Annotated in this window: 2 protein-coding genes; both read right to left on the minus strand. The window is 75.5% G+C overall.

The features are described from left to right. Positions 1–12 precede the first annotated feature (12 nt). Entirely contained in the window at positions 13–15,489 is a 15,477-nt protein-coding gene (locus N6H00_RS40185; RefSeq protein ID WP_329618540.1) for a non-ribosomal peptide synthetase, read from the minus strand. Further along, positions 15,486–21,809, minus strand: a complete 6,324-nt coding sequence (locus tag N6H00_RS18390) for a non-ribosomal peptide synthetase (protein WP_268972846.1) — start codon at positions 21,807–21,809, stop codon at positions 15,486–15,488. The genes N6H00_RS40185 and N6H00_RS18390 overlap by 4 nt, the downstream gene beginning before the upstream one ends. Between the last annotated feature and the right edge of the window lie 200 nt (positions 21,810–22,009).

Here is a 22,009-nt window from a genome sequence, read left to right on the forward strand (position 1 = left end):
TGGGTCCTTTCATCAGAGGCCACTCTCGAATTCGTCGATCTCGTCCTGGGACAGCGACAGCAAGGAGATGTCGGACGGGGTGAAGCCGCCCGCCTCGGGGCGTTCGGCATGGGTGACCAGCGCGGTCAGCGCCTCGAACCAGTAGTCGGCCACCCGGCGCACCTCGTCCTCCTCGAGCAGCGCGCCCGGCCAGGACCAGATCGCCACCAGGGACACCCCGTCGGGGCGGTCCTGGGCGACGGCGCTGACGCCGAGGACGTGGGCGAGCGGACGTGCCGGGTCGCCGCCGCTGCCGAGCGTCTCGGTCGCCTCCGGCGGGGCCGCCCAGTCCTCCGCGCGGACCGCGTCGGGGTCCACGGCGGCGAACCGGCCCAGGTAGTTGAAGCCGATCTGCGGTTCGGCGAAGCCCGCCAGCTCCGGTCCGGTCTCGGGGTTGAGGTGGCGCAGCAGCCCGTAGCCGATGCCCTTGTCCGGGATGGCCCGCAGCTGCTCCTTGACCGCCTTCAGCGCGGTGCCCAGCGCCGGGCCGCCGGTGCGCAGCTCCTCCTCCGGCAGCTGACCGGGGTCCACGGCCACCGGGTAGAGGGTGGTGAACCAGCCGGCCGTACGGGACAGATCGACACCGTCGGCGATCTCCTCGCGGCCGTGGCCCTCCAGGCCGATCAGCACCGCCGACCCGTCGCCCCGGCCGCGCTCCCGGCGCCAGCGGGCCACCGCCAGGGCGAGCCCGGTCAGCAGGGCGTCGTCGACCCCGGCGTTGAACGCGGCGGGCACCCGGCCCAGCAGCGGTTCGGCCACCTCGGGCGGCAGCGTCACGGTCAGCTGGCGGGCGGTGCCCACCACATCGCGCGCCGGGTCCGGACCGCGGTCCGCCAGCAGCGGATCGGGCGTGGCCAGCACCGAGCGCCACAGCGGGAGTTCACCGGCCCGCGCGGCGGACCCGGCCTGCTGGGTCAGCAGCCGCGCCCAGCGGCGGAAGGAGGTGCCCACGGGCGCGAGCCGCGCGTCCTCCCCCGCCGTCACCGCCTGCCAGGCGGCCTTCAGGTCCTCCTGGAGGACCCGCCAGGACACCCCGTCCACGGCGAGGTGGTGGACGACCAGCATCAGCCGGCCGGGCCGGTCGCGTCCGGCGTCGAACCACACGGCCCGCACCAGTTCCCCCGCCTCGGGCGACAGTTCGCCCTGGACCAGGGTCTGGGCCGCGGCGACCTCGTCGATCAGCCGGTCCCGCGGCACGGCGGAGATGTCCACCCGGCGGATCAGCCGGGCGGCCTCCACCGCGCCCTTGGGCGCGACCTCCAGCCGGGCCCCGGTCTCGCCGGTGGCGGGCAGCAGCCTGGCGCGCAGCATGTCGTGGTGGTCCAGCAGCACCTGGAGCGCGGCGGCGAGCAGGCTCTCGGTGCAGTCCGCGGGCACCTGGACGAGGTTGGCCTGGTGCACGCTCGCGGTGGGCCCGCCGCGCTCGTACAGGTCGAGCATGACGGGCGTGAGCGGCAGTTCGCCGATCGCGTCCTCGGGGGACTCGCCGACGGCCCGGTCCTCCTCCGCGCGGGCGACCCGGGCGAGCGCCCTAACCGTCTTGTGCTTGAAGATCTCCCGCAGGCTGATGGTCAGCCCGGCCTTGCGGGCGCGGCTGGCGAGCTGGATGGAGACGATGCTGTCGCCGCCCAGCTCGAAGAAGTCGTCGTCCAAACCGACCTCGGGGATGCCCAGCACCTCCCGGAAGATCCCGGCGAGCAGTTCCTCGCGGGCACCGTCCTCGCCCCGCTCCGCCGCCACCGGTGCGGTGCGGGCGGTGCGGGCCTCCAGCGCGGGCCGCACCGAGGCCCACCAGCGGGCCGGGGCGTCGTCGCCGAGCTGCCCGACGGGGGTGCCGGGGCCGTCCGCCATGGCGCGCAGCACACCGCGCAGCGCGGCCATCAGCTCGGCGACCTCGGTGGCGGTGAACAGGTCGGGGCGGTAGCCGAGCCGGCAGTGCAGCGCGGTGCCGTCCATACCGGCGTCCAGGGTCAGCGGGTAGTGGGTGGCGTCGTTCATCTCCACGTCCACCGCCCGGACCCGGCCGTCGTCCTCGCCGCCGAACCCGGCCCCGTCGGTGGGCACGTTCTGGAACACCAGCAGGGTGTCGAACAGCTCGCCGTGGCCGGTGAGCGGCCGCAGGTCCACCAGCCGGACGTCCTGGTGGTCCAGCAGCTCGGTCTGGTGCCGCCACAGCCGGCGCAGCAGCTCCTCCAGCGGTTCCTCCGGGTCGATGGTGACCCGCACCGGCACGGTGTTGATGAACAGGCCCACCATCCGCTCGATGCCCGGCACCTGCGGCGGACGCCCGGCCACGGTGGTGCCGAAGACCACGTCGTGGCGTCCGGTGATCCGGCTGAGCAGCAGCCCCCAGGCGGCCTGCACGACGGTGTTCATCGTCAGCCCGTGCCGGTGGGCGGTCGCGGTGAGCGCCGCGACCAGCTCGCGGTCCATATGCGCGGAGACCTTCTCCGTCATCACCGGCAGCCGGTCCGGATCGGCGGGCGCCAGCAGCGTCGGCCCGGCGAGCCCGGCCAGCTCCCGCCGCCAGGCCGCCCGCGAGACCTCGGGGTCCCGGTCGGTCAGCCAGCGCAGGTAGTCCCGGTACGGGCGGGCCGGGGGCAGCGCGGACTCATCGCCCGCGGCCGCGTACAGCCGCATCAGCTCGTCCAGCAGGATCGGCGTGGACCAGCCGTCCAGCAGCAGGTGGTGCCAAGTGAGCACCAGCCGGTGGCGGCCCGCGCCGAGCCGCACCAGGGTGCAGCGCAGCAGCGGCGGCCGGGCCGGGTCGAACCGGTGGGCGCGGTCCTCGGCCATCACACGGGCCAGTTCGGCGGCGCGCTCCGGCTCGTCGTGGCCGCTCAGGTCGATCTCGGCCCAGGGCAGTTCGCCCTCGGCGAGGATGATCTGCACCGGCCGGGTGAGCCCGTCGTGGGCGAATCCGGCCCGCAGGTTCTCATGGCGGCGCAGCAGCGCGGCCACGGCGGCGCGCAGCTCGGCGGGGTGCGGCTCACCCTCCAGGTGGAGGCCGAACTGCACGGTGTAGACGTCGAGTTCGCGCTCGCTGTAGAGCGAGTGGAACAGCAGGCCCTCCTGGAGCGGCGCCAGCGGCAGCACGTCCACCAGGCCGGGGTGGCGCTCCTCCAGCAGCTCGACCTCGCGCTGGTCCAGGGAGACCAGCGGGAAGTCCGACGGGGACCGGCCGCCGGACCCGGCGCCGCCCGCGTGCGCGGCCAGCCCCTCCAGGGCCCGCGACCAGGTGTCGGCCAGGTCCCGCACCTCCGCCTCGTCCAGCAGCTCACCGGCCCAGGTCCACCGGGCGGCCAGCCGGCCTCCGGCGGTCGTCCAGGCGATGTCCAGCGCGTACGGCAGGGGCGTGTCCGGGGCGGCGGGGGGCGTGGTGACGGCCGCGCCGCCGAGCGGGGTGACCCGGATCTGCGGGGCGGGGAAGCCGGCGAACAGGGCCGCGGTCTGCGGATTCAGATGGCGCAGCAGTCCGTAGCCGATGCCCTGGTCGGGCAGGGCGGCGAGCTGTTCCTTGACCCGCTTGAGCGCGGCCCCGGCCTCGGGGCCACCGGCCAGCGCGGCCGCCGGGTCCTGGCTGCGGTCCTGGTCCCCCAGCGGGTCGAGCCGCACCGGCCGGGAGACGGTGAACGGTCCCACGGTGCGGGCCAGCTCCTTTGGGGCGCGTATCCGGCCGTCGGCCGCGACCTCCAGCAGCGCACCGGCCGGGGCCGGGCGGCCACGGCGGGCCCGCCAGTCGGCGAGGGCCAGCGCGAGCGCGGTCAGCAGCACCTCGTCCGGGCCGGTGGCGAACGCCTCGGGCACTTCGGTGAGCACCGCAGCCGCCCGCTCGGCGGGCAGCGCCACCTCCAGGGTGCGGGCGGTGGCGGTCAGGTCGCGGGAGGGGTCCAGCGGCCGTGCGGCCAGCGGGGTGTCGCCCGCGCCGAGGAGACCGGTCCACACCGGCACCTCGTCCAGCCGGGCCGGGTCGGCCGCCTCCTGGGCCAGTTGCTCGGCCCAGGCGCGGAAGCTGGTGGCCACCGGCGCGAACCGGGGCCGCCCGCCCTCGGCCGCCGCCCGCAGCGCCTCGCCGAGGTCCTCCAGGAGGACGGTCCAGGAAGCGGGGTCGGCGGCGAGCTGGTGCACCACCAGCAGCAGCCGGTGCGTCCCGCCGGGCCCGCCGTCGAACCACACGGCCTGGAGCACCACACCGCTCTCCGGGGCGAGCCGTGCGCGGGCGGCGGCCGACCGCTCCCGTACGGCGGCGTCCAGGCGGTCGCCGGTCAGCTCCCGGGCGTCCACCCGCAGCAGCGCGGCCTCGGCCCGTACGGCCCCGCGCGGCAGCGTCTCCAGGCTCCAGACGTGGTCGCCGGCCCGGCGGGTGAGCCGCAGCCGCAGCATGTCGTGGTGGTCCAGCAGCGCCTGGAGCGCCTCGGTCAGCTCGGCCTCGCCGCCGACGCCGGCCGGCTCCACCAGCGCCTCGCGGCCGAGGTGGTCGGCCGGGCCGCCGGTACGCAGCGTGTGCAGCGCCGGGGTCAGCGGGATCTCGCCGATCCCGGCGTCCGAGCCGGACCGCCCCTCCTCGCCGGTCGCGACCGCCGCCGCGGCCAGCTCCTCGACCGTGCGGTGCCGCAGTACGTCGGCGGCGGTGAACTCCAGCCCCGCCTCCAGGGCGCGGCTGACCAGCTGTACGGAGACGATGCTGTCGCCGCCGAGTTCGAAGAAGCCGTCGTCGATGGTGACCCGCTCGATGCCGAGCAGGTCACCGATCAGCTCGCACAGCAGGGTCTCCTTGGCGTCCCTGGGCGCCCGGCCCGCCGAGCCGCCGAACACCGGCTCCGGCAGGGCCGCGCGGTCCACCTTGCCGTTGGCGGTCAGCGGCAGCTCGTCCAGCGTCATCAGGGCCGCGGGCACCATGTAGTCGGGCAGCCGGGCCGCCAGGAAGGCGCGCAGCGTCTCCGGGCCCGGGGGCCTGCTGCCCTTGGCCACGGCGTAGCCGATGAGCTGGGCGCGGCCCTGGTCGTCCCGGCGGACGGTGACCGCGGCCCGGTCGACCTTGGGGTGGGCCGCCAGCGCCGCCTCGATCTCGCCGAGTTCGATGCGGTAGCCGCGGATCTTCACCTGGTCGTCGGCGCGGCCGACGAACTCCAGCTGCCCCGCGGTGGTCCAGCGCACGATGTCGCCGGTGCGGTAGAGCCGCTCGCCGGGGCCGCCGAAGGGGTCGGCGACGAAGCGTTCCGCGGTGAGCCGGGGCCGGTTCAGATAGCCGCGGGCCAGGCCCGCACCGGCGATGTACAGCTCGCCCGCGACCCCGGCCGGGACCGGTGCCAGCCGCTCGTCCAGGACGTAGACCCGGGTGTTCCACACCGGGCGGCCGATGGGCGGGTGCACGGCGCCGGACAGCGGGTCGCTCATGGTGGCGGCCACCGTGGTCTCGCTCGGGCCGTAGGCGTTGACCATGCGCCGCCCGGCCGACCAGCGCGCGACCTGGTCCGGTGCGCAGGGCTCACCGCCCACGCCGATGGTGCGCAGGTCCGGCAGCTCGCCCTCGGGCAGGGTGGCCAGGGCGCCTGCGGTGAGCTGGAAGTGGGTGACGCCGAAGTCCCGCACCAGGGCGGCCAGCTCCGCTCCGACGGGCGCGGTGTGCCCGCCGGGCAGGACCAGCGCCGCCCCGCTGAGCAGCGTCATCGTCAGGTCGGCCATCGATACGTCGAAGCTGGGCGAGACCGCCTGGAGGACCCGGCTGTCCTCGTCGATGGCGAAGTTCTCCCGGTGGGTCCCGGCCATGCTCGCCACCCCGGTGTGGGTGACCAGCACGCCCTTGGGGCGGCCGGTGGACCCGGAGGTGTAGATCACGTACGCGGCGTGCGCGAGCGTCAGCGGGCGGACCCGGTCCCGGTCGGCCGGGTCGGTGGTCGGCGCGGCGGCGAGCGCCGCACCGGCCTGAGCGCCGTCGATCAGCAGCGGCGCCGGGCCGCCCGCTTCGGTGAGGGCGGGGCCGTGCTCGGCGGTGGTGAGCGCCAGGACGGGCCGGGCGTCGCGGGTGATGAACGCGATCCGCTCGGCCGGGTAGCCGGGGTCGACCGGCAGGTAGGCGGCACCGGCCTTCAGCACGCCGAGGGTGACGGCGAGCCAGTCCACCGACCGGGGGACGGCGACGGCGACCAGGTCCTCGGGGCCCGCGCCCCGTTCGATCAGCAGATGCGCCCACCGGTTGGCGCGCTCGTTCAGCTCGGCGTAGGTCAGGCTCTCCGGTCCGGCGACCACGGCCGTGTGGTGCGGGGTGCGCGCCACCTGGGCCTCGAACAGGGCCGGCAGGGTGGCCGGTTCGACCTCGCGGGCGGTGTCGTTCCAGTCGGTCAGGACCCGCCGCCGCTCGGCGCCGGTGAGCAGCTCGACCCGGCTGACGGGCCGTGCGGGGTCGGCGGCCACGGCGGCGAGCACGGCGCCGAACTGCGCCGCGAGCGACTCCACGGTGGCGTGGTCGAACAGGTCGGTGCGGTAGGTGATCTGGCCGCGCAGCCCTCCCGGGGCGCCGTCCGCGTCGTACACCTCGCCCAGTTCCACGCCGAGGTCCACCTTGGCCGCCGTCAGCTCCAGCTCGGCGGGGGAGGCGGTCAGACCGGGCAGGTCCAGGCGCGGGGCGGCGTTGTTCTGGAAGGCGAGGAACACCTGGAACAGCGGGCTGTGCGCGGTGGACCGGTCCGGGCCGAGCTCGTCCACCAGCCGCTCGAACGGCACGTCCTGGTGGGCGTAGGCCGCCAGGTCCGCGGCCCGCACCCGGCCCAGCAGCTCGCCGAAGGCCGGGTCGCCGCCGAGGTCGGTGCGCAGCACCAGGGTGTTGACGAAGAACCCGACCAGCTCGTCCAGGGCCGCGTCGGCGCGGCCGGCGACGGCCGTGCCGATGGGGATGTCGGTGCCCGCGCCCAGCCGGTGCAGCAGGGTGGCCAGGCCCGCCTGGACCACCATGAACAGGCTCACCTGGTGCTCCCTGGCCAGCTCGGTCAGGCGCCGGTGCAGCGCGGCGTCATAGCCGAACTCCACCACGCCGCCCTGGTGGCCGGGTTCGGCCGGGCGCGGCCGGTCGGTGGGCAGGGGGATCTCGGCGGGCGCGCCGTCGAGCGTGTCGGCCCAGAAGTCGAGCTGCCGGGAGAGCAGGCTCTCCGGGTCGTCCGCGCTGCCCAGCAGCTCGCGCTGCCACAGGGTGTAGTCGGCGTACTGGACCGGAAGCGGGGCGAGGGCGGGCGCACGGCCCTCCCGGCGCGCCGCGTAGGCGGTGGACAGGTCGCGGGCCAGCGGCGCGTTGGACCAGCCGTCGCTCGCGATGTGGTGGACGGTGAGCAGCAGGACGTGCTCGGTGGGCGAGAGGGCGAACAGGGTCGCCCGCAGCGGGATCTCGGCCGCCAGGTCGAAGCCCCGCGCGGCGGCGTCGCGCAGCGCGCCGGGCAGCTGTGCGGCGGTGACGTCGGCCACCTGAAGCGGGACGGTGATCTCCGCCGGGGCGAGGACGTGCTGCCGGGGCCGGCCGCGGTGCTCGGGGAAGACGGTCCGCAGGCTCTCGTGGCGGGCCAGCACATCGCCGAGGGCCGCGCGCAGCGCCTCCCGGTCCAGCTCGCCCGTCAGCCGGATGCCGATCGGCACGTTGTACAGCCCGCTGGGGCCGTGCAGCCGGCCCAGGAACCACAGCCGCGCCTGGGCGGAGGACAGCGGGATCTCCTCGGGGCGGTCCGCCGGGGCCAGGGCCGGGCGGGTGCCGGCGCCGGCGGACGACAGCCGCCGGGCGAGCGTCTCGGCGGTCGGGGCCTCGAACACGGCCCGTACGTCCACCTCGGCGCCGAAGGCCGACCGGACCCGGCTGAGCAGCCGCACCGCGCTGAGGGAGTTGCCGCCGAGGGCGAAGAAGTCGTCGTCCACGCCGACCCGCTCCACCTCGAGCACCTGGGCGAACAGCCCGCACAGGATCTCCTCCTGCGGGGTGCGCGGGGCCCGCGCACCCGCCTCGGAGCGGAACTCCGGCTCGGGCAGCGCCGCGCGGTCCAGCTTGCCGTGCGCGGTCAGCGGCAGGGCGTCCAGCACCACGACCGCGTCCGGGACCATGTACTCCGGCAGGGCGCGGGCGATCCGCTCGCGCACCGCCGCGCCGTCCAGCTCCCGGTCCGGCCGGGCGGTGGCGTAGGCGACCAGCCGCCGGGTGCCGGGCTGGTCCTCGCGGACCACGACGGCCTGCGCGGCCACGTCCGGGTGGGCCGCGACGGCCGCCCCCACCTCGCCCAGTTCGATCCGGTGGCCGTGCAGCTTCACCTGGTCGTCGGCGCGGCCGGCGAACACCAGGTCGCCACCGGCCAGCCGGCGGGCCAGGTCACCGGTGCGGTACATCCGGGTGCCGGGCGCGCCGTACGGGTCGGCGACGAACCGCTCGGCGGTGAGCGCGGGCCGGTTCAGATAGCCGCGGGCCAGCGCGGGCCCGGCGATGTACAGCTCGCCCGCGACCCCGGCGGGCACCGGCGCCAGGCCGGCGTCCAGGACGTAGGCCCGCACATTGCCCTGCGGGCGGCCCATCGGCACCGGGCCGCCGGGCAGTTCGTCGCCCGGGGCGATGCGGTACTCGGTGCAGTTGACGGTGGCCTCGGTGGGCCCGTACACGTTCCACACCGTGGCCGCCGGGTGGCGCTCCCGCCACTCGGCGAGCGCCTCGCCGACCAGCGCCTCGCCGCCCAGCAGCAGTTCGGTGGCGGGCGAGAAGCCGTCCGGCAGGGCGCCGAGCAGCGGCAGGTGGCTGGGGGTGGCCTTCATGAAGGTCACCGGGGTGGCCGCCAGCCGCGCGGCGATCGCGTCGTTCTCCTCCAGGGCGCCGATGAGCACCGTGCCGCCGACCACCAGCGGGGTGAACAGCGCGGTCACGGTCAGGTCGAAGGCGACCGGCGAGTGCAGCAGCGCCACGCCCGCCGCGCCCGGATAGGTGCGGGCGGTCCAGCCGAGGTAGTCGGCGACCGAACGGTGCGCGACCACCACGCCCTTGGGGCGGCCGGTGGAGCCGGAGGTGTAGATGACGTACGCCGGATGGTCCAGGGCGAGCGGCGCGGCCCGGTCGGCGTCGGTCAGCCGCGCCGGCTCCCGCTCGGCGAGGCCGGCAATGGTCGCGGGGTCGTCCACGACCACCCGCGGCGTGCCGGACCCGGGCAGCCCGGCGGCGACCGCCGTGCTGGTCACCAGGAGCGCGGGGGCGCTGTCGGTGAGCATGTAGGCGATCCGCTCCGCGGGGTAGGCCGGGTCCACCGGTACGTACGCGGCACCGGCCTTGACCACCGCGAGCAGCGCGATGACCAGGTCGGCGGAGCGCTCCATGGCCACCGCGACGCACCGCTCGGGGCCCGCGCCGCGTTCGGCCAGCAGCCGGGCGAGCCGGTTGGCGCGCTGATCGACCTCGGCGTAGGACAGTTCGGTGCCGTCGAAGAAGAGCGCGGGCGCGTCCGGCGTGCGGTCGGCCTGTGCCTCGAACAGCTCCGGGAGGGTCGCGGTCGGCTCGGGGGCGGTGGGGCCCGCCCACTGGGATGCAAGCAGCCGCCGCTCGTCCTCGCCGAGCAGGTCGAGCCGCCCGACGGGGAGTTCGGGGGTGGCGGCGACGGTCTCCAGCAGCCGCCGCAGCCGCGCGGTGAGGGCCGTGGCGGTGGCCGTATCGATCACATCGGGGCGGTGGTACCAGTTGAGCACCATGCGCCGCTCGTCCCGCATCACCACGATGCCCAGCGGATAGTGGTTGTCGCCCTTGGTGTCGACCTCGGACAGGGTGAGGCCGGCCACCGGCTCGTCCGATCCGCCGGAGGGGAAGTTCTCGAAGACCACGGCGGTGTCGAACAGCGTGCCCAGCCCGGTGAGCCGCTGGAGATCGGCCAGGCCGAGGTAGTGGTGGCCCATCAGCTCCACCCGGCGCTCCTGCACCGCGGCCAGGGTCTCCAGCAGGGAGGCGGCCGGGTCGACCCGCACCCGCACCGGCACGGTGTTGCTGAACAGCCCCACCATGGACTCCACACCGGGCAGCTCCGGCGGGCGGCCCGAGACCGTCTCGCCGAACAGCACGTCGTCCCGCCCGGTCAGACGGGCCAGCAGGATGCCCCAGGCGCCCTGCACCACGGCGTTCATGGTCAGGCCGTGCCGGCCGGCCAGCGCGCCCAGCGCGGCGGTCAGCTCCTCGGGCAGCTCGTCCACGATCCGCCCCGGCAGCACCGCCTCGCGGCCCGCGGCGCCGGGCGCCACCAGCGTCGGCCCGTCCACCCCGGCCAGCGCGGTGCGCCAGGCGTCCTCGGCCGCGTCCCGGTCCTGCCGGGAGAGCCAGGCCAGGTAGTCCCGGTACGGGCTGACCGGCGGCAGCGCCGCGTCATCGCCGCCGCTGCCGTACAGGGCGAACAGCTCACCCGCGAGCACCGGCGCCGACCAGCCGTCCAGCAGCAGGTGGTGGGCGGCGAACAGCAGCCGGTGGGTGTCCGGGCCGAGCCGGATCAGGGTGAAGCGCAGCATCGGGGGGCGCTTGGGGTCGAAGCGGTGGGCCCGCTCGGCCCGCAGCAGCCGGTCCAGTTCGGCCTCCCGCTCGTCCTCGCCGAGTGCGGTCAGGTCGATCTCGTACCAGGGCAGCTCGGCCTCGCGCGGGATCAGCTGGAGGGGCCGGCCGTCGGCGGTGTGGTGGAATCCGGCCCGCAGGTTGTCGTGGCGGCGCAGCAGCCCGGCGACGGCGGCGCGCAGCGCGGCCACGTCCAGGCGGCCGGTCACGTCCACGGCGAGCCGGGTGATGTAGACGTCCTCGGCGTCCTGGTCGTACTCGGTGTGGAAGAGCAGCCCCTCCTGGAGCGGGGAGAGCGGCAGGATGTCGGCCAGCCCCGGCTGGGCGGCCGCCAGCCGGTCGATCTCCTCCTGTGCCACGGAGACCAGGGGCAGGTCGGACGGGGTGAGCCCGCCGCCCTCCGGCCGGTCGGCGTGGGCGACCAGCGCCCGCAGCGCGTCGAACCAGCCGTGCGCCAGCTCCGCGACCCGGTCCTCGTCCAGCAGCTCGCCCGGCCAGGTCCAGGTGACGGACAGCCGGGGCCCGTCGGCGTGGGTCTCGGTCACCGCGTTGACGGTGAGGGTGTACGGCAGCGGGGTCGCCTGGTCGGCGCCGCCGCCCAGGCCGCCCGCCGCCGGGTCGTCCCCGGCGTCCCCGGCGTCGCCGATGCGGCCCAGGTAGTTGAAGCCGATCTGCGGTTCGGCGTACGTGGCGAGGGTCACGGCGGTGCGCGGGTTGAGGTAGCGCAGCAGGCCGTAGCCGATGCCGTGGTCGGGGATGGCCCGCAGCTGCTCCTTGACCCGCTTCAGCGCCCCGGCCAGCTCCGGCCCCGCGGCCGCCACCTGCTCCCCGGTCAGCTCACCGGGGTCGATCCGGACCGGGTAGAGGCTGGTGAACCAGCCGACCGTACGGGACAGATCGGCACCGGGCACGATCTCCTCCCGGCCGTGCCCCTCGAGGCCGATGAGCACCGAGGAGGTGTCGCCGCGCCCGTGGCGGCGCCGCCAGCCGGCGACCGCGAGCGCCAGCGCGGTCAGCAGGACGTCGTCCACCTGGGCGCGGAAGGCGGCCGGCACCCGGCCCAGCAGCGGCTCGGTCACCTCCGCCGGAAGCCGCAGGGTCAGGTGCCCGGCCGTGGCGAGGGTGTCCCGGGCCGGATCGAGCGGGCGGTCGGTCAGCGCCGGGTCGGCGCCGCCGAGCATCTCGCGCCACAGCGGCAGCTCCCGCATCCGGTCCGGTTCGGAGGCCGCGGCGGTGAGCTTCTGGGCCCATGTGCGGAACGAGGTGCCGACCGGCTCGGGCTCGAAGCGGCGGCCCTCCGCCGCGGCCTGGAGCGCCTCGGTCAGCTCGGGCAGCAGGATGCGCCAGGAGACGCCGTCGATGGACAGGTGGTGGATCACCAGCAGCAGCCGGCCCGGCCGGTCCGCGCCCGCGTCGAACCACACGGCCCGCACCATCCGCCCCTCGTCGGGCGCCAGCCCCGCCTGGGCGGCCTGGAACTCCTGGGCGGTGAGCGCCGCGAGGGCGTCGGGGGCGAGCCCGGCGGTGTCCACCCGGCGCAGGCAGTCCTCGGCCCGGACCGCGCCGCGCGGGGCGACCTCCAGGGTCCACTCGCCGATGTCCTCGAGCCGGCCCAGCCGCAGCCGCAGCGCGTCGTGGTGGTCGAGGAAGGTCTGGAGCACCCGCTGCACGCGCTCGGTGTCCAGTCCGGCGGGCACCGGTGCGGGCATGGCCTGGTTGAACTGTTCGACGGGGCCGCCGTGTTCGCTGAACCAGTGGATGATCGGGGTCAGCGGCACCCCGCCGATCCCGTCGGTGGGGGCGGCGGCCCGGCGGGCGGGCGCCTTGGCCTCCTTGGCGACCTTCGCCAGCGCCTCCACGGTCTTGTGGCTGAAGACGTCCCGGGGGCTGAACCGCAGCCCGGCCTTGCGGGCCCGGCTGATCAGCTGGATCGAGCCGATGGAGTCGCCGCCCAGCTCGAAGAAGGACTCGTCCACCCCGACCTTCTCCACGCCCAGCACCTCGGCGAAGAGCGTGCACAGCAGCTTCTCGCGCTCGGTGGACGGCTCCCGGCCCGAGCCGGTGGGGCCGAAGTCCGGCACCGGCAGCGCCTTGCGGTCCACCTTGCCGTTGACCATCAGCGGCAGCGCCACCAGGGGCACGAAGAGCGCCGGGACCATGTACTCGGGCAGCGCCGCCGCCACGTGTGCGCGCAGCGCGTCGGGGCCCGGCACCCCGCCCGGGGCGGGGACGACGTACGCCACCAGCTGCTTGACGCCCGGCTGGGACTCGTGGACGACCACGGCCGCGCCGTCCAGCTCCGGATGGCGGGCCAGCACGGCCTCGATCTCGCCGAGTTCGATGCGGAAGCCGCGGATCTTCACCTGGTCGTCGGCCCGGCCGACGAACTCCAGCTGCCCGTCGGCCCGCCGGCGCGCCACGTCCCCGGTGCGGTACATGCGGTCTCCGGGCGCGCCGAAGGGGTCGGCGACGAACCGCTCGGCGGTCAGCGCCGGCCGCCGCAGATAGCCGCGCGCCAGCCCCGCCCCGGAGACGTACAGCTCCCCGGCCACCCCGGGCGGCGCCAGCCGCAGCGAGCCGTCCAGCACATAGGCCCGGGTGTCCCGCACGGGGGCGCCGATCGGCGGGGTACCCGCGTCGGCCGCCAGCGGAGCGCTCATCGACACGGCCACGGTGGATTCGGTCGGCCCGTAGGCGTTGACCATCCGGCGGCCGGGCGCCCAGCGCGCCACCAGCTCCGCCGGGCAGGCGTCCCCGCCCACGATCAGGCACTGGAAGTCCGGCAGCTCCTGGGCGGGCACGCTGGCGAGCGCGGCCGGGGGGATCAGGGCGTGCGTCACCCGGCGCTCGGCGAGCACCTCGGCGAGCGGCTCCCCGGCCAGCGGCCCGGGAGCGGGCACCACCAGGGTGGCGCCCGAGGTCAGCGCGGCGCACAGCTCCAGCACCGAGGCGTCGAAGCTGGGCGATGAGAACTGGAGCACCCGGCTGTCCTCGGTGACCGCGAACCGCTCCCGCTCGGTGGCCGCGAAGGCGGCGAGCCCGACGTGGGTGACCTGCACGCCCTTGGGCACCCCGGTCGAACCGGAGGTGTAGATGACGTACGCGGGGCTGTCCAGGCGGACCGGCACGTCCGGCGCCGCCTCCTCGGGCCGCTCCGCCGTGGCCGCGTCGTCCACCCGCAGCACGGTCGCACCCTCGACCGCGGGCACCACCGGCTCGTACGCGGCCGTGGTCAGCACCGCCACCGGCCGTGCGTCGCGCAGCATGAAGGCGATCCGCTCGGCCGGGTAGTCGGGGTCCACCGGCAGATACGCGGCACCGGCCTTCATCACCGCGAGCGAGGCGACGACCGACTCCACGGACCGGCCCAGCACCTGGGCCACCACCGTCTCGGGGCCCACCCCGGCCTCGATCAGCAGCCGGGCCAGCCGGTTGGCGGACGCCTCCAGTTCGGCGTAGGACAGCGTGCGGCCGGGGGCCTCCACCGCCACCGCGTGCGGCGCCTCGGCGACCCGCGCCGCGAACAGCTCGGGGAAGGTGGCGGGCGTCACCGCACGGTCCATGGCGGGCCCGCCCGCCAGGGTCCGCCGCTCCTGGTCGGACAGCAGCGCCAGCCGCCCCACCGGACGCTCCGGCTCGTCGATGAGCGTGCGCAGGATGCGCACCAGGCGCTCGCCCGCGACCTGGACGTCCGGCCTTGGGAAGATGTCGGGCCGGTAGTTGAGCACCAGCCGCAGCCGGCCCTCGAAGACGTGCGCCACCAGGCACAGCGGATAGTGGTTGGCGTCCAGCACATCGAAGCCCTCGATGCGCAGCTCGCCCGCCAGCGCGCGCAGCGACTCCAGGTCGAAGGGGAAGTTCTCGAAGGCCACGTACGTGTCGAACAGCTCGCTGTGCCCGGCCAGCCGGTGGATCTCGCTCATCCCCAGGTGCTGGAACGGCATCAGTTCCATGTGCTCGCGCTGGAGCCCCGCGAGCGCCTCCACCAGCGGCCGGCCCGGTTCGGTGCGCATCCGCACCGGAAGCGTGTTGATCAGCATGCCGACCATCCGCTCCACTCCGGCGACCTCCGGCGGGCGGCCGGAGACGACCGTGCCGAAGGTGACGTCGTCACGGCCGGTCAGCGCGGACAGCAGCAGCGCCCAGGAGCCGTGCACGGCGGTGGAGAAGGTCAGGTCCCGGCCGCGCAGCCGGGCCGACAGGGCCTCGGTCTCCGCCTCCGACAGCTCCATGACCAGCTGTTCGGGGTGGACCACCGCCCGCCCCGGGTCGACCGGGGCCAGCCGGGTCGGCGCGTCGATGCCCTCCAGGGCCTGCTTCCACACCTTCTCGGCGCGGGCGTTGTCCTGGCCGGCGAGCCACGCCAGATGCTCCCGGAAGGGGGTGACGGCGGGCAGCGCCGAGGTGTCGCCCCGGTGCGCGTACAGCTCGAAGAGCTCGCCGAGCAGCACCGAGGTGGACCAGCCGTCGAGCAGGATGTGGTGGAAGGTGCACAGGAAGCGGTACGCGCCCTCCTCCAGCCGCACCAGCAGGAACCGCATCAGCGGCGGCCGGGACAGGTCGAAGCGGTGCGCCTTCTCCTGGTCCTGGAGCCGTGCCAGCTCCGCGGCGCGGGCGTCCGCGTCGAGCCCGCCGAGGTCGGCCTCCGCCCACGGCAGCCGCACCTCGCGCGAGACCACCTGCACCGGACGGCTCTGCTTGGGGTGGAGGAAGCCGACGCGCAGGTTGGCGTGGCGGCGCAGCAGCGCCGCGGCGCTCTCCTTCAGGGCCGCCACGTCCAGCGTCCCGCCGAGGTCGAGGACGACCTGCACGGTGTAGACGTCATGGCCCTTCTCGTCGTACAGCGCGTGGAAGAGCAGACCCTCCTGAAGAGGCGACAGGGGAAGGATGTCCTCGGGGCCCGACTTCGTCATTGCAGCGTCCTCCACTCGGCTTCGAGGCCGTCGATCTCGTCTTGGGAAAGCTCCACCAGCGCCAGGTCCGACGGCGTCCAGCCGCCGGCGTCCGGCCGCTCCGCGTGGTCGGCCAGGGCGCGCAGCGCGCGGAACCAGCCGTCGGCCAGCTCCCGCACATCGGCGTCGGACAGCAGCCGTCCGGGCCAGGTCCACATGGCCGTCAGCCGGTGGCCGGACCCGTCGCCCAGGGCGACCGCGTTGAGTTCCACCGCGTGCGACAGGGGCTGGCGGGGATCGCCGTCGCCGAGCACGGCGTCGGTCTCCGGGGCGGGACTCCAGTCGCCCGCCGAACCGTCCCCGGGCGCGTCGGCACGGCCCAGGTAGTTGAAGAGCAGTTGGGGGCGGGCCAGGCCGGTGAACCGGCCGCCCGTCTCCGGGTGCAGATGGCGCAGCAGGCCGTAGCCGATGCCCTCGTCGGGCAGGGCGCGCAGCTGCTCCTTGACGGTGCGCAGCGCCTCACCGGCCGCGGCCCCGCCCGCCCACAGGTCGGCCCAGTCCCCGTCCGCCACACCCGGGTCCAGCCGGGCCGGGTGGATGCTGGTGAACCAGCCGACGGTGCGGGACAGGTCCAGTCCGTCCGCGAGTTCCTGGCGGCCGTGGCCCTCCAGGTCGACCAGGGCGCCGGGCCCGCCCGCGTGTCCGCGCCGCCGCCGCCAGTCGGCGACGGCCAGGGCGAACGCGGTGACCAGCACCTCGTGGACGGTGGCGCGGAAGGCCGCGGGCACGGTCGTCAGCAGCGGCTCGGTGCGCTCCGCCGGCAGGGTCGTCGTCAGCCGCCGGGCCACCCCGGCGGTGTCCGCCGCCGGGTCCAGCTCGGTGTCCACCAGGCCGGGGGCGGGCAGCCGCAGCGCCTCGGCCCACCGCGCCGCCTCGGCGGTCCGCTTCGGGTCCGCGGCCTGTTCGCGCAGCACGGTGGTGAAGTGGCGCAGCGGGGTGCCCACGGGCGGCAGGGCGGGGGCGCGGCCCTCGGCCGCCGCCTCCCACGCGGTGCGCAGGTCCGCCAGCAGGATCTGCCAGGAGACCCCGTCCACGACCAGGTGGTGGGCGGCGAACAGCAGTCGGCCCGGGGCCCCCGGCCCGGCGTCGAACCAGACGAGCTGGACCATCACCCCCGCCTCGGGGTCCAGCCGGCGCCAGGCCGCCTGGGCGGCGCCGCGCACCGTCTCGCGCAGCGCGGCCGGGTCCTGGCCGGTCACCTCCACCCGCCGGATCAGTTCCTCGGCGCGCACCGCGCCGCGTTCGGCGATCCGGTACGTCCACCGGCCGTCCGCCTCCCGGCGGGCGCGCGTCCGCAGCGCGTCGTGGTGGTCCAGCACGGTCCGCAGGGCGGCGGTCAGCCGGTCCCCCTCGCCCGCGCCGGGCGGCACCTGGCTCAGGGTGGACTGGTGGAACGAGCGGAACGGCCCGCCGGGTCCGCCGCGCTCCTCCAGCCAGCGCATCACGGGCGTGGGCGGGAGTTCGCCGATGCCGCCCGGTCCGCCGGAGGGGGCGGCCGGGGCGGGTGCGGAGTCCGGGAGCACGGCGGCGATACGGGCCACCGTCTTGTGCTCGAACACGTCCTTCGGCGCGAGGTCCAGGCCCATCCGGCGGGCGCGGGCGACCAGCTGGATGGAGACGATGCTGTCGCCGCCCAGTTCGAAGAAGGACTCGTCCAAACCGACCTTCGGCACGCCCAGCACCTCGGCGAACAGCCCGGCCAGCGCCTCCTCCTGCCAGGTGCGCGGCGCCCGCTGGTCCGCGCCGCCGCCGGCCGCGCCGAACCCGGGCGCGGGCAGCGCCTTGGTGTCGAGCTTGCCGTTCGGGGTGAGCGGCAGCGTGGGCAGGGTGACGAACGCGGCGGGCACCATGTAGTCCGGCAGCAGCCCGGCCACATGCGCGCGCAGGGAGGCGTCATCCGGCGCGGTGCCTTCTGCGGGCACCACATAGCCCACGAGCTGCCGCAGTCCCGGCTGGTCCTCGCGGACCACCACGGCGGCCCCGGCGACCCGCGGATGGCGCCGCAGGGCGGCCTCGATCTCGCCCGGTTCGATCCGGAAGCCGCGCAGCTTGACCTGGGTATCGACGCGGCCGAGGTAGTCCAGCACCCCGTCCGCCCGCCAGCGGGCCAGGTCCCCGGTGCGGTACATCCGGGTGCCGGGCGCGCCGTACGGGTCGGCGACGAACCGCTCGGCGGTCAGGCCCGGCCGGTTCAGATAGCCGCGGGCCAGCTGGCCGCCCGCGATGTACAGCTCGCCGGGGACCCCGGGCGGCAGCGGCCGCAGTCCCTCGTCCAGCACGTAGACGGCCGAGTTCCACATGGGGCGGCCGATCGGCACCGGGCCGTCGGGCACCGGCTCGTCGGGGCCGATGCGGTGTTCGACACAGCCGACGGTCGCCTCGGTGGGGCCGTACTCGTTGACGACCGTGGCGCCGGGCCGCTGTTCGCGCCACCGCGCGACCACCTCGCCCAGCAGCATCTCGCCGCCGACGACCAGTTCACCGGTGGGCGAGAACTCCTCGGGGAGGACGCCCAGCAGCGCCAGATGGGACGGGGTGGCCTTGAGGAAGGTGGGCCGGGGCGCGCCGCTGCCCGGTCCCTCCAGCGCGGTGACCCGCACCCGGCCGCCGGTGATCAGGGGCGCGTAGAGGGCGGTGACGGTCAGGTCGAAGGAGACCGGCGAGTGCAGCAGCGCGCCGCCCGCCACCGACGGGTAGCGCTCCGCCGCGTACGCCAGGTACCCGGCCACCGACCGGTGGCTCACCACCACGCCCTTGGGGCGGCCGGTGGAGCCCGAGGTGTAGATGACGTAGACGGGGTGGCCGGGGGCCAGCGGGGCGATGCGGTCGGCGTCCGAGGGGTCGCGCTCGACGGTGCCCGCGCAGGCCCGGACGTCCAGCACCGGCACGCCGTCCGGGACCGCGGCGGCGGCCGGCGGGGCGGTCAGCACCAGCGCGGGGGCGGCGTCGGAGAGCAGGTACGCGATGCGCTCGGCCGGGTAGGCGGGGTCCACCGGCACATAGGCGGCGCCCGACTTGACCACCGCGAGCAGGGCGACGACCAGGTCGGCGGAGCGCGGCAGCACCACGCCCACCACCCGCTCGGGCCCGGCGCCCCGGGCGATCAGCTCGTGCGCGAGCCGGTTGGCGCGGGTGTTGAGTTCGGCGTAGGTGAGCGTCACGGCGCCCTCGACCAGGGCGGGCGCGTCGGGAGTGCGGGCGGCCTGGGCCTGGAACAGCTCCGGCAGCAGCGCGGCCGGCTCCACTGTGCGGGCCGGGTTGAAGCCGTACAGCACCTGTTCGTGCTCGGCCGGGGTGAGCAGGGAGATCGCGCCGAGCCGGCGGTCCGGCTCGGCGGCGACGGCCTCCAGCAGCCGGACGAACCGGGCCGCCATCAGCTCGATGGTCTCCCGGTCGAACAGATCGGTGGCGAACTCCAGCCGTCCGTCGACACCGGTGACCGCGTCCGGTCCGGCGGGCCGCTCGTCCAGCCCGAAGAGCAGATCGATCTTGGTGACGCCGGGGTCGACCTGCTGCGGGGTGGCGACCAGGCCGGGCAGCTCCAGGGTGGACTCGGACGGCGTCTGGACGTCCATCATCACCTGGAACAGCGGGTTGCGGGCCAGCGAGCGCTCCGGGTTGAGCGCCTCGACCAGCCGCTCGAACGGCACGTCCTGGTGGGCGTGGGCGGCCAGCGCCATCTCCCGCGACCGGCCCAGGAGTTCGCTGAACGCCGGATCGCCGGTCAGGTCGTTGCGGAACACCACCGTGTTGACGAAGCAGCCGATGAGGTCGTCCAGCGCCGCGTCGGTGCGTCCGGCGACCGCGCTGCCCAGCGGGATGTCGGTGCCCGCGCCGAGCTTGTTCAGCAGGACGGCCACGGCGCTCTGGAAGACCATGAACAGGCTCGCCCCGTGGGCGCGGGCCAGCTCCACCAGCCGGCCGTGCAGCGCGGCGCCGATCTCGAACCGCACGATGTCGCCGCGCTGGCTCATCGTGGGCGGCCGGCTCCGGTCGACCGGCAGCGTCAGCTCCTCCGGCAGCCCGGCCAGCGCCCGCTTCCAGTAGGCGAGCTGGCGGGCCAGCGGGCTCTTCTCGTCGTCCTCGGTGCCGAGCACGGAGTGCTGCCACAGGGTGTAGTCGGCGTACTGGACGGGGAGCGGCGCGAACCGCGGCGCCGACCCGGCCGCCCGTGCGGTGTAGGCCCGGCCGAGGTCGCGGGCGAGCGGGGCGAGCGAGAGCCCGTCGCCGACGATGTGGTGCAACACCACCAGCAGGACGTGTTCCTCGGGGCCGAGCGCCAGCAGCCGGGGCCGCACCGCGAGGTCCGCCGACAGGTCGAAGCCCTCGGCCACCACGGCGGCCACGGTCGCGTCCAGCGCGCCCTCGGTCACCTCGGTCACCGTCAGCGCGATCCGGGCCGCCGCCTCGGCGGGGGTGAGGATGTGCTGCCGGGGGCGGCCGTCGGTGTCCGGGAAATAGGTGCGCAGGCTCTCGTGCCGGGCCATGACATCGGCCAGCGCCCGGCCCAGCGCGTCCCGGTCCAGCCGCCCGGACAGCCGCAGCGCGAGCCCCATGTTGTAGGCGCCGCTGGGCCCTTGGAGGCGGTTGATGAACCACAGCCGCTGCTGGGTGAGCGACAGCGGCAGCTCGGCGGGGCGCGCCACGGGCGCCAGCGCCCTGCGCGCACCGCCGGCCTCCTCGGCGCGTGCCACCAGCCCGGCGACGGTGGGCGCCTCGAAGACCGTGCGCACCGACAGCTCGACGCCGAGGGTCTCCCGGATGCGGCCCAGCAGCCGGATGGCGGACAGCGAATGGCCGCCGAGTTCGAAGAAGTCGTCGTCCAGGCCGACCCGTTCGGCTCCCAGGACCTCGGCGACCAGGGCGCACAGGGCCTGCTCGCGCGGGGTGCGCGGGGCCCGGTAGGCCGCCTTCCGGCGGGCCTGCGGCCCGGCCGGCTCGGGCGCCGGGGGGACCCAGCCCTCGGGCAAGGGGAGGTCGAGCGCCCCGACGGTGTCCTGGGGCGCGGCGTCGGCCAGACAGGTGAGGAAGTCCACCAGCCGCTGCCGGTGGCCGGCGACGGTCTCGCGCGGGTACAGGTCGGCGTTGGCGTGAAAGTCGATCAGGAAGCCGTCGCCGGGCTCCCGGTTGTCGACCACCAGCGACAGGTCCTCCTCCGGGCCGATGGAGAAGCCCCGCACGGTGCAGGGACGGCCGGCGAAGGTCAGCGGCGTCCCGTACATGATCAGGTTGATCTCCGGGCCCCACAGCCGCTGCCGCTCGCCCACCCTGCGCAGATCGCGATGCAGGTCCTCGTAGCGGTAGCGCTGGTGGCGCAGCACCTGGTGGAGTTCCCGGCTGACGGAGGTGAGCAGCGCGGCCACGGTGGTGTCCGGGCCGACCGCCACCCGCAGCGGCAGCGCGTTGGACACCATGCCGGGGGTGCGGCGGGCGGCCTGGTCGGGGCGGGCGGCCACGGCGAGCCCGAGCACCACGTCGGTGGCCCCGGTCAGCCGGTGCAGATACGCCGCGATGGCCGCCACGGTGACCGCGGGCCAGCTCACCGACGTCTCCCGGGCGAGCGCGCGCAGCGCCTCCGCGGTCTTGGCGGGCACCTCGCCGGCCAGCCGCACATGGTCGGTGGGGACGCGGGTGGGGCGGGCGGCCAGGCTCACCGGCGCGGTGAGGCCCTCAAGCCGCCCGGTCCAGAACTCCCGGTCCTCGGCGAACCGTTCGGACTCCCGGTACGTCAGGTCCTGGGCCACCAGATCGCGCACCGAGCCGAAGGGGTTCGGCGCCGGCTCCACACCGGCCACCAGCGCCGTGTACACCTCGGCCACCCGGGCCACGATCAGCGACCAGCTGTAGCCGTCCACGATGGCGTGGTGCACCCGGCTGAACCAGGTGTACCGGTCCGGGGCCAGGGTGATCAGCCCGAATGTGAACAGCGGCCCCGCGGACAGGTCCACCGGGGCCGCCACCCGTGCCAGCATCCACGCCTCGGCCTCGGCCGAGGGGTCCTGCGCACCGCTGACATCGAGCGTGTGCAGCGGCCAGTCCACGGCGTCCTGGACGACCTGGCGGGGGCCCTGGGGGCCGGGGACGAACCGCAGCCGCAGGGTGTCGGCCTCGTCCACGGTCCGGCGCAGCGCGGCCTCGAACAGCGCGGTGTCGACCGGACCGGATATCTCGACGCATTCGGCGATGCTGTACATCGGGTTGTCCGGGTTCACCTGCTGGGCAAGCCACATTCCGGACTGGGCGGCCGTCAGCGGCAAGTGGGGACCATTCTGATCGGCCATTGCCGTTCACCTCGTTTGAATAGGCTCAACGATCGAGCCCAACCCTACGAAGCTTCCCCGAACACCCCTATGGGCGAATGAAAAACTTGAAATCGCCGAGAAAGGCATATCGAAGAATGCGCATCGCGCTGTACCGGCGCCGGTCGCGGCCCGTAAAGTCGACTGCCCCGACCTGTGCCGGTCGGGGCAGTCATGTCTGG

The sequence above is a fragment of the Streptomyces sp. S465 genome, from assembly GCF_026898115.1.
Lineage (GTDB): Bacteria > Actinomycetota > Actinomycetes > Streptomycetales > Streptomycetaceae > Streptomyces > Streptomyces luomodiensis.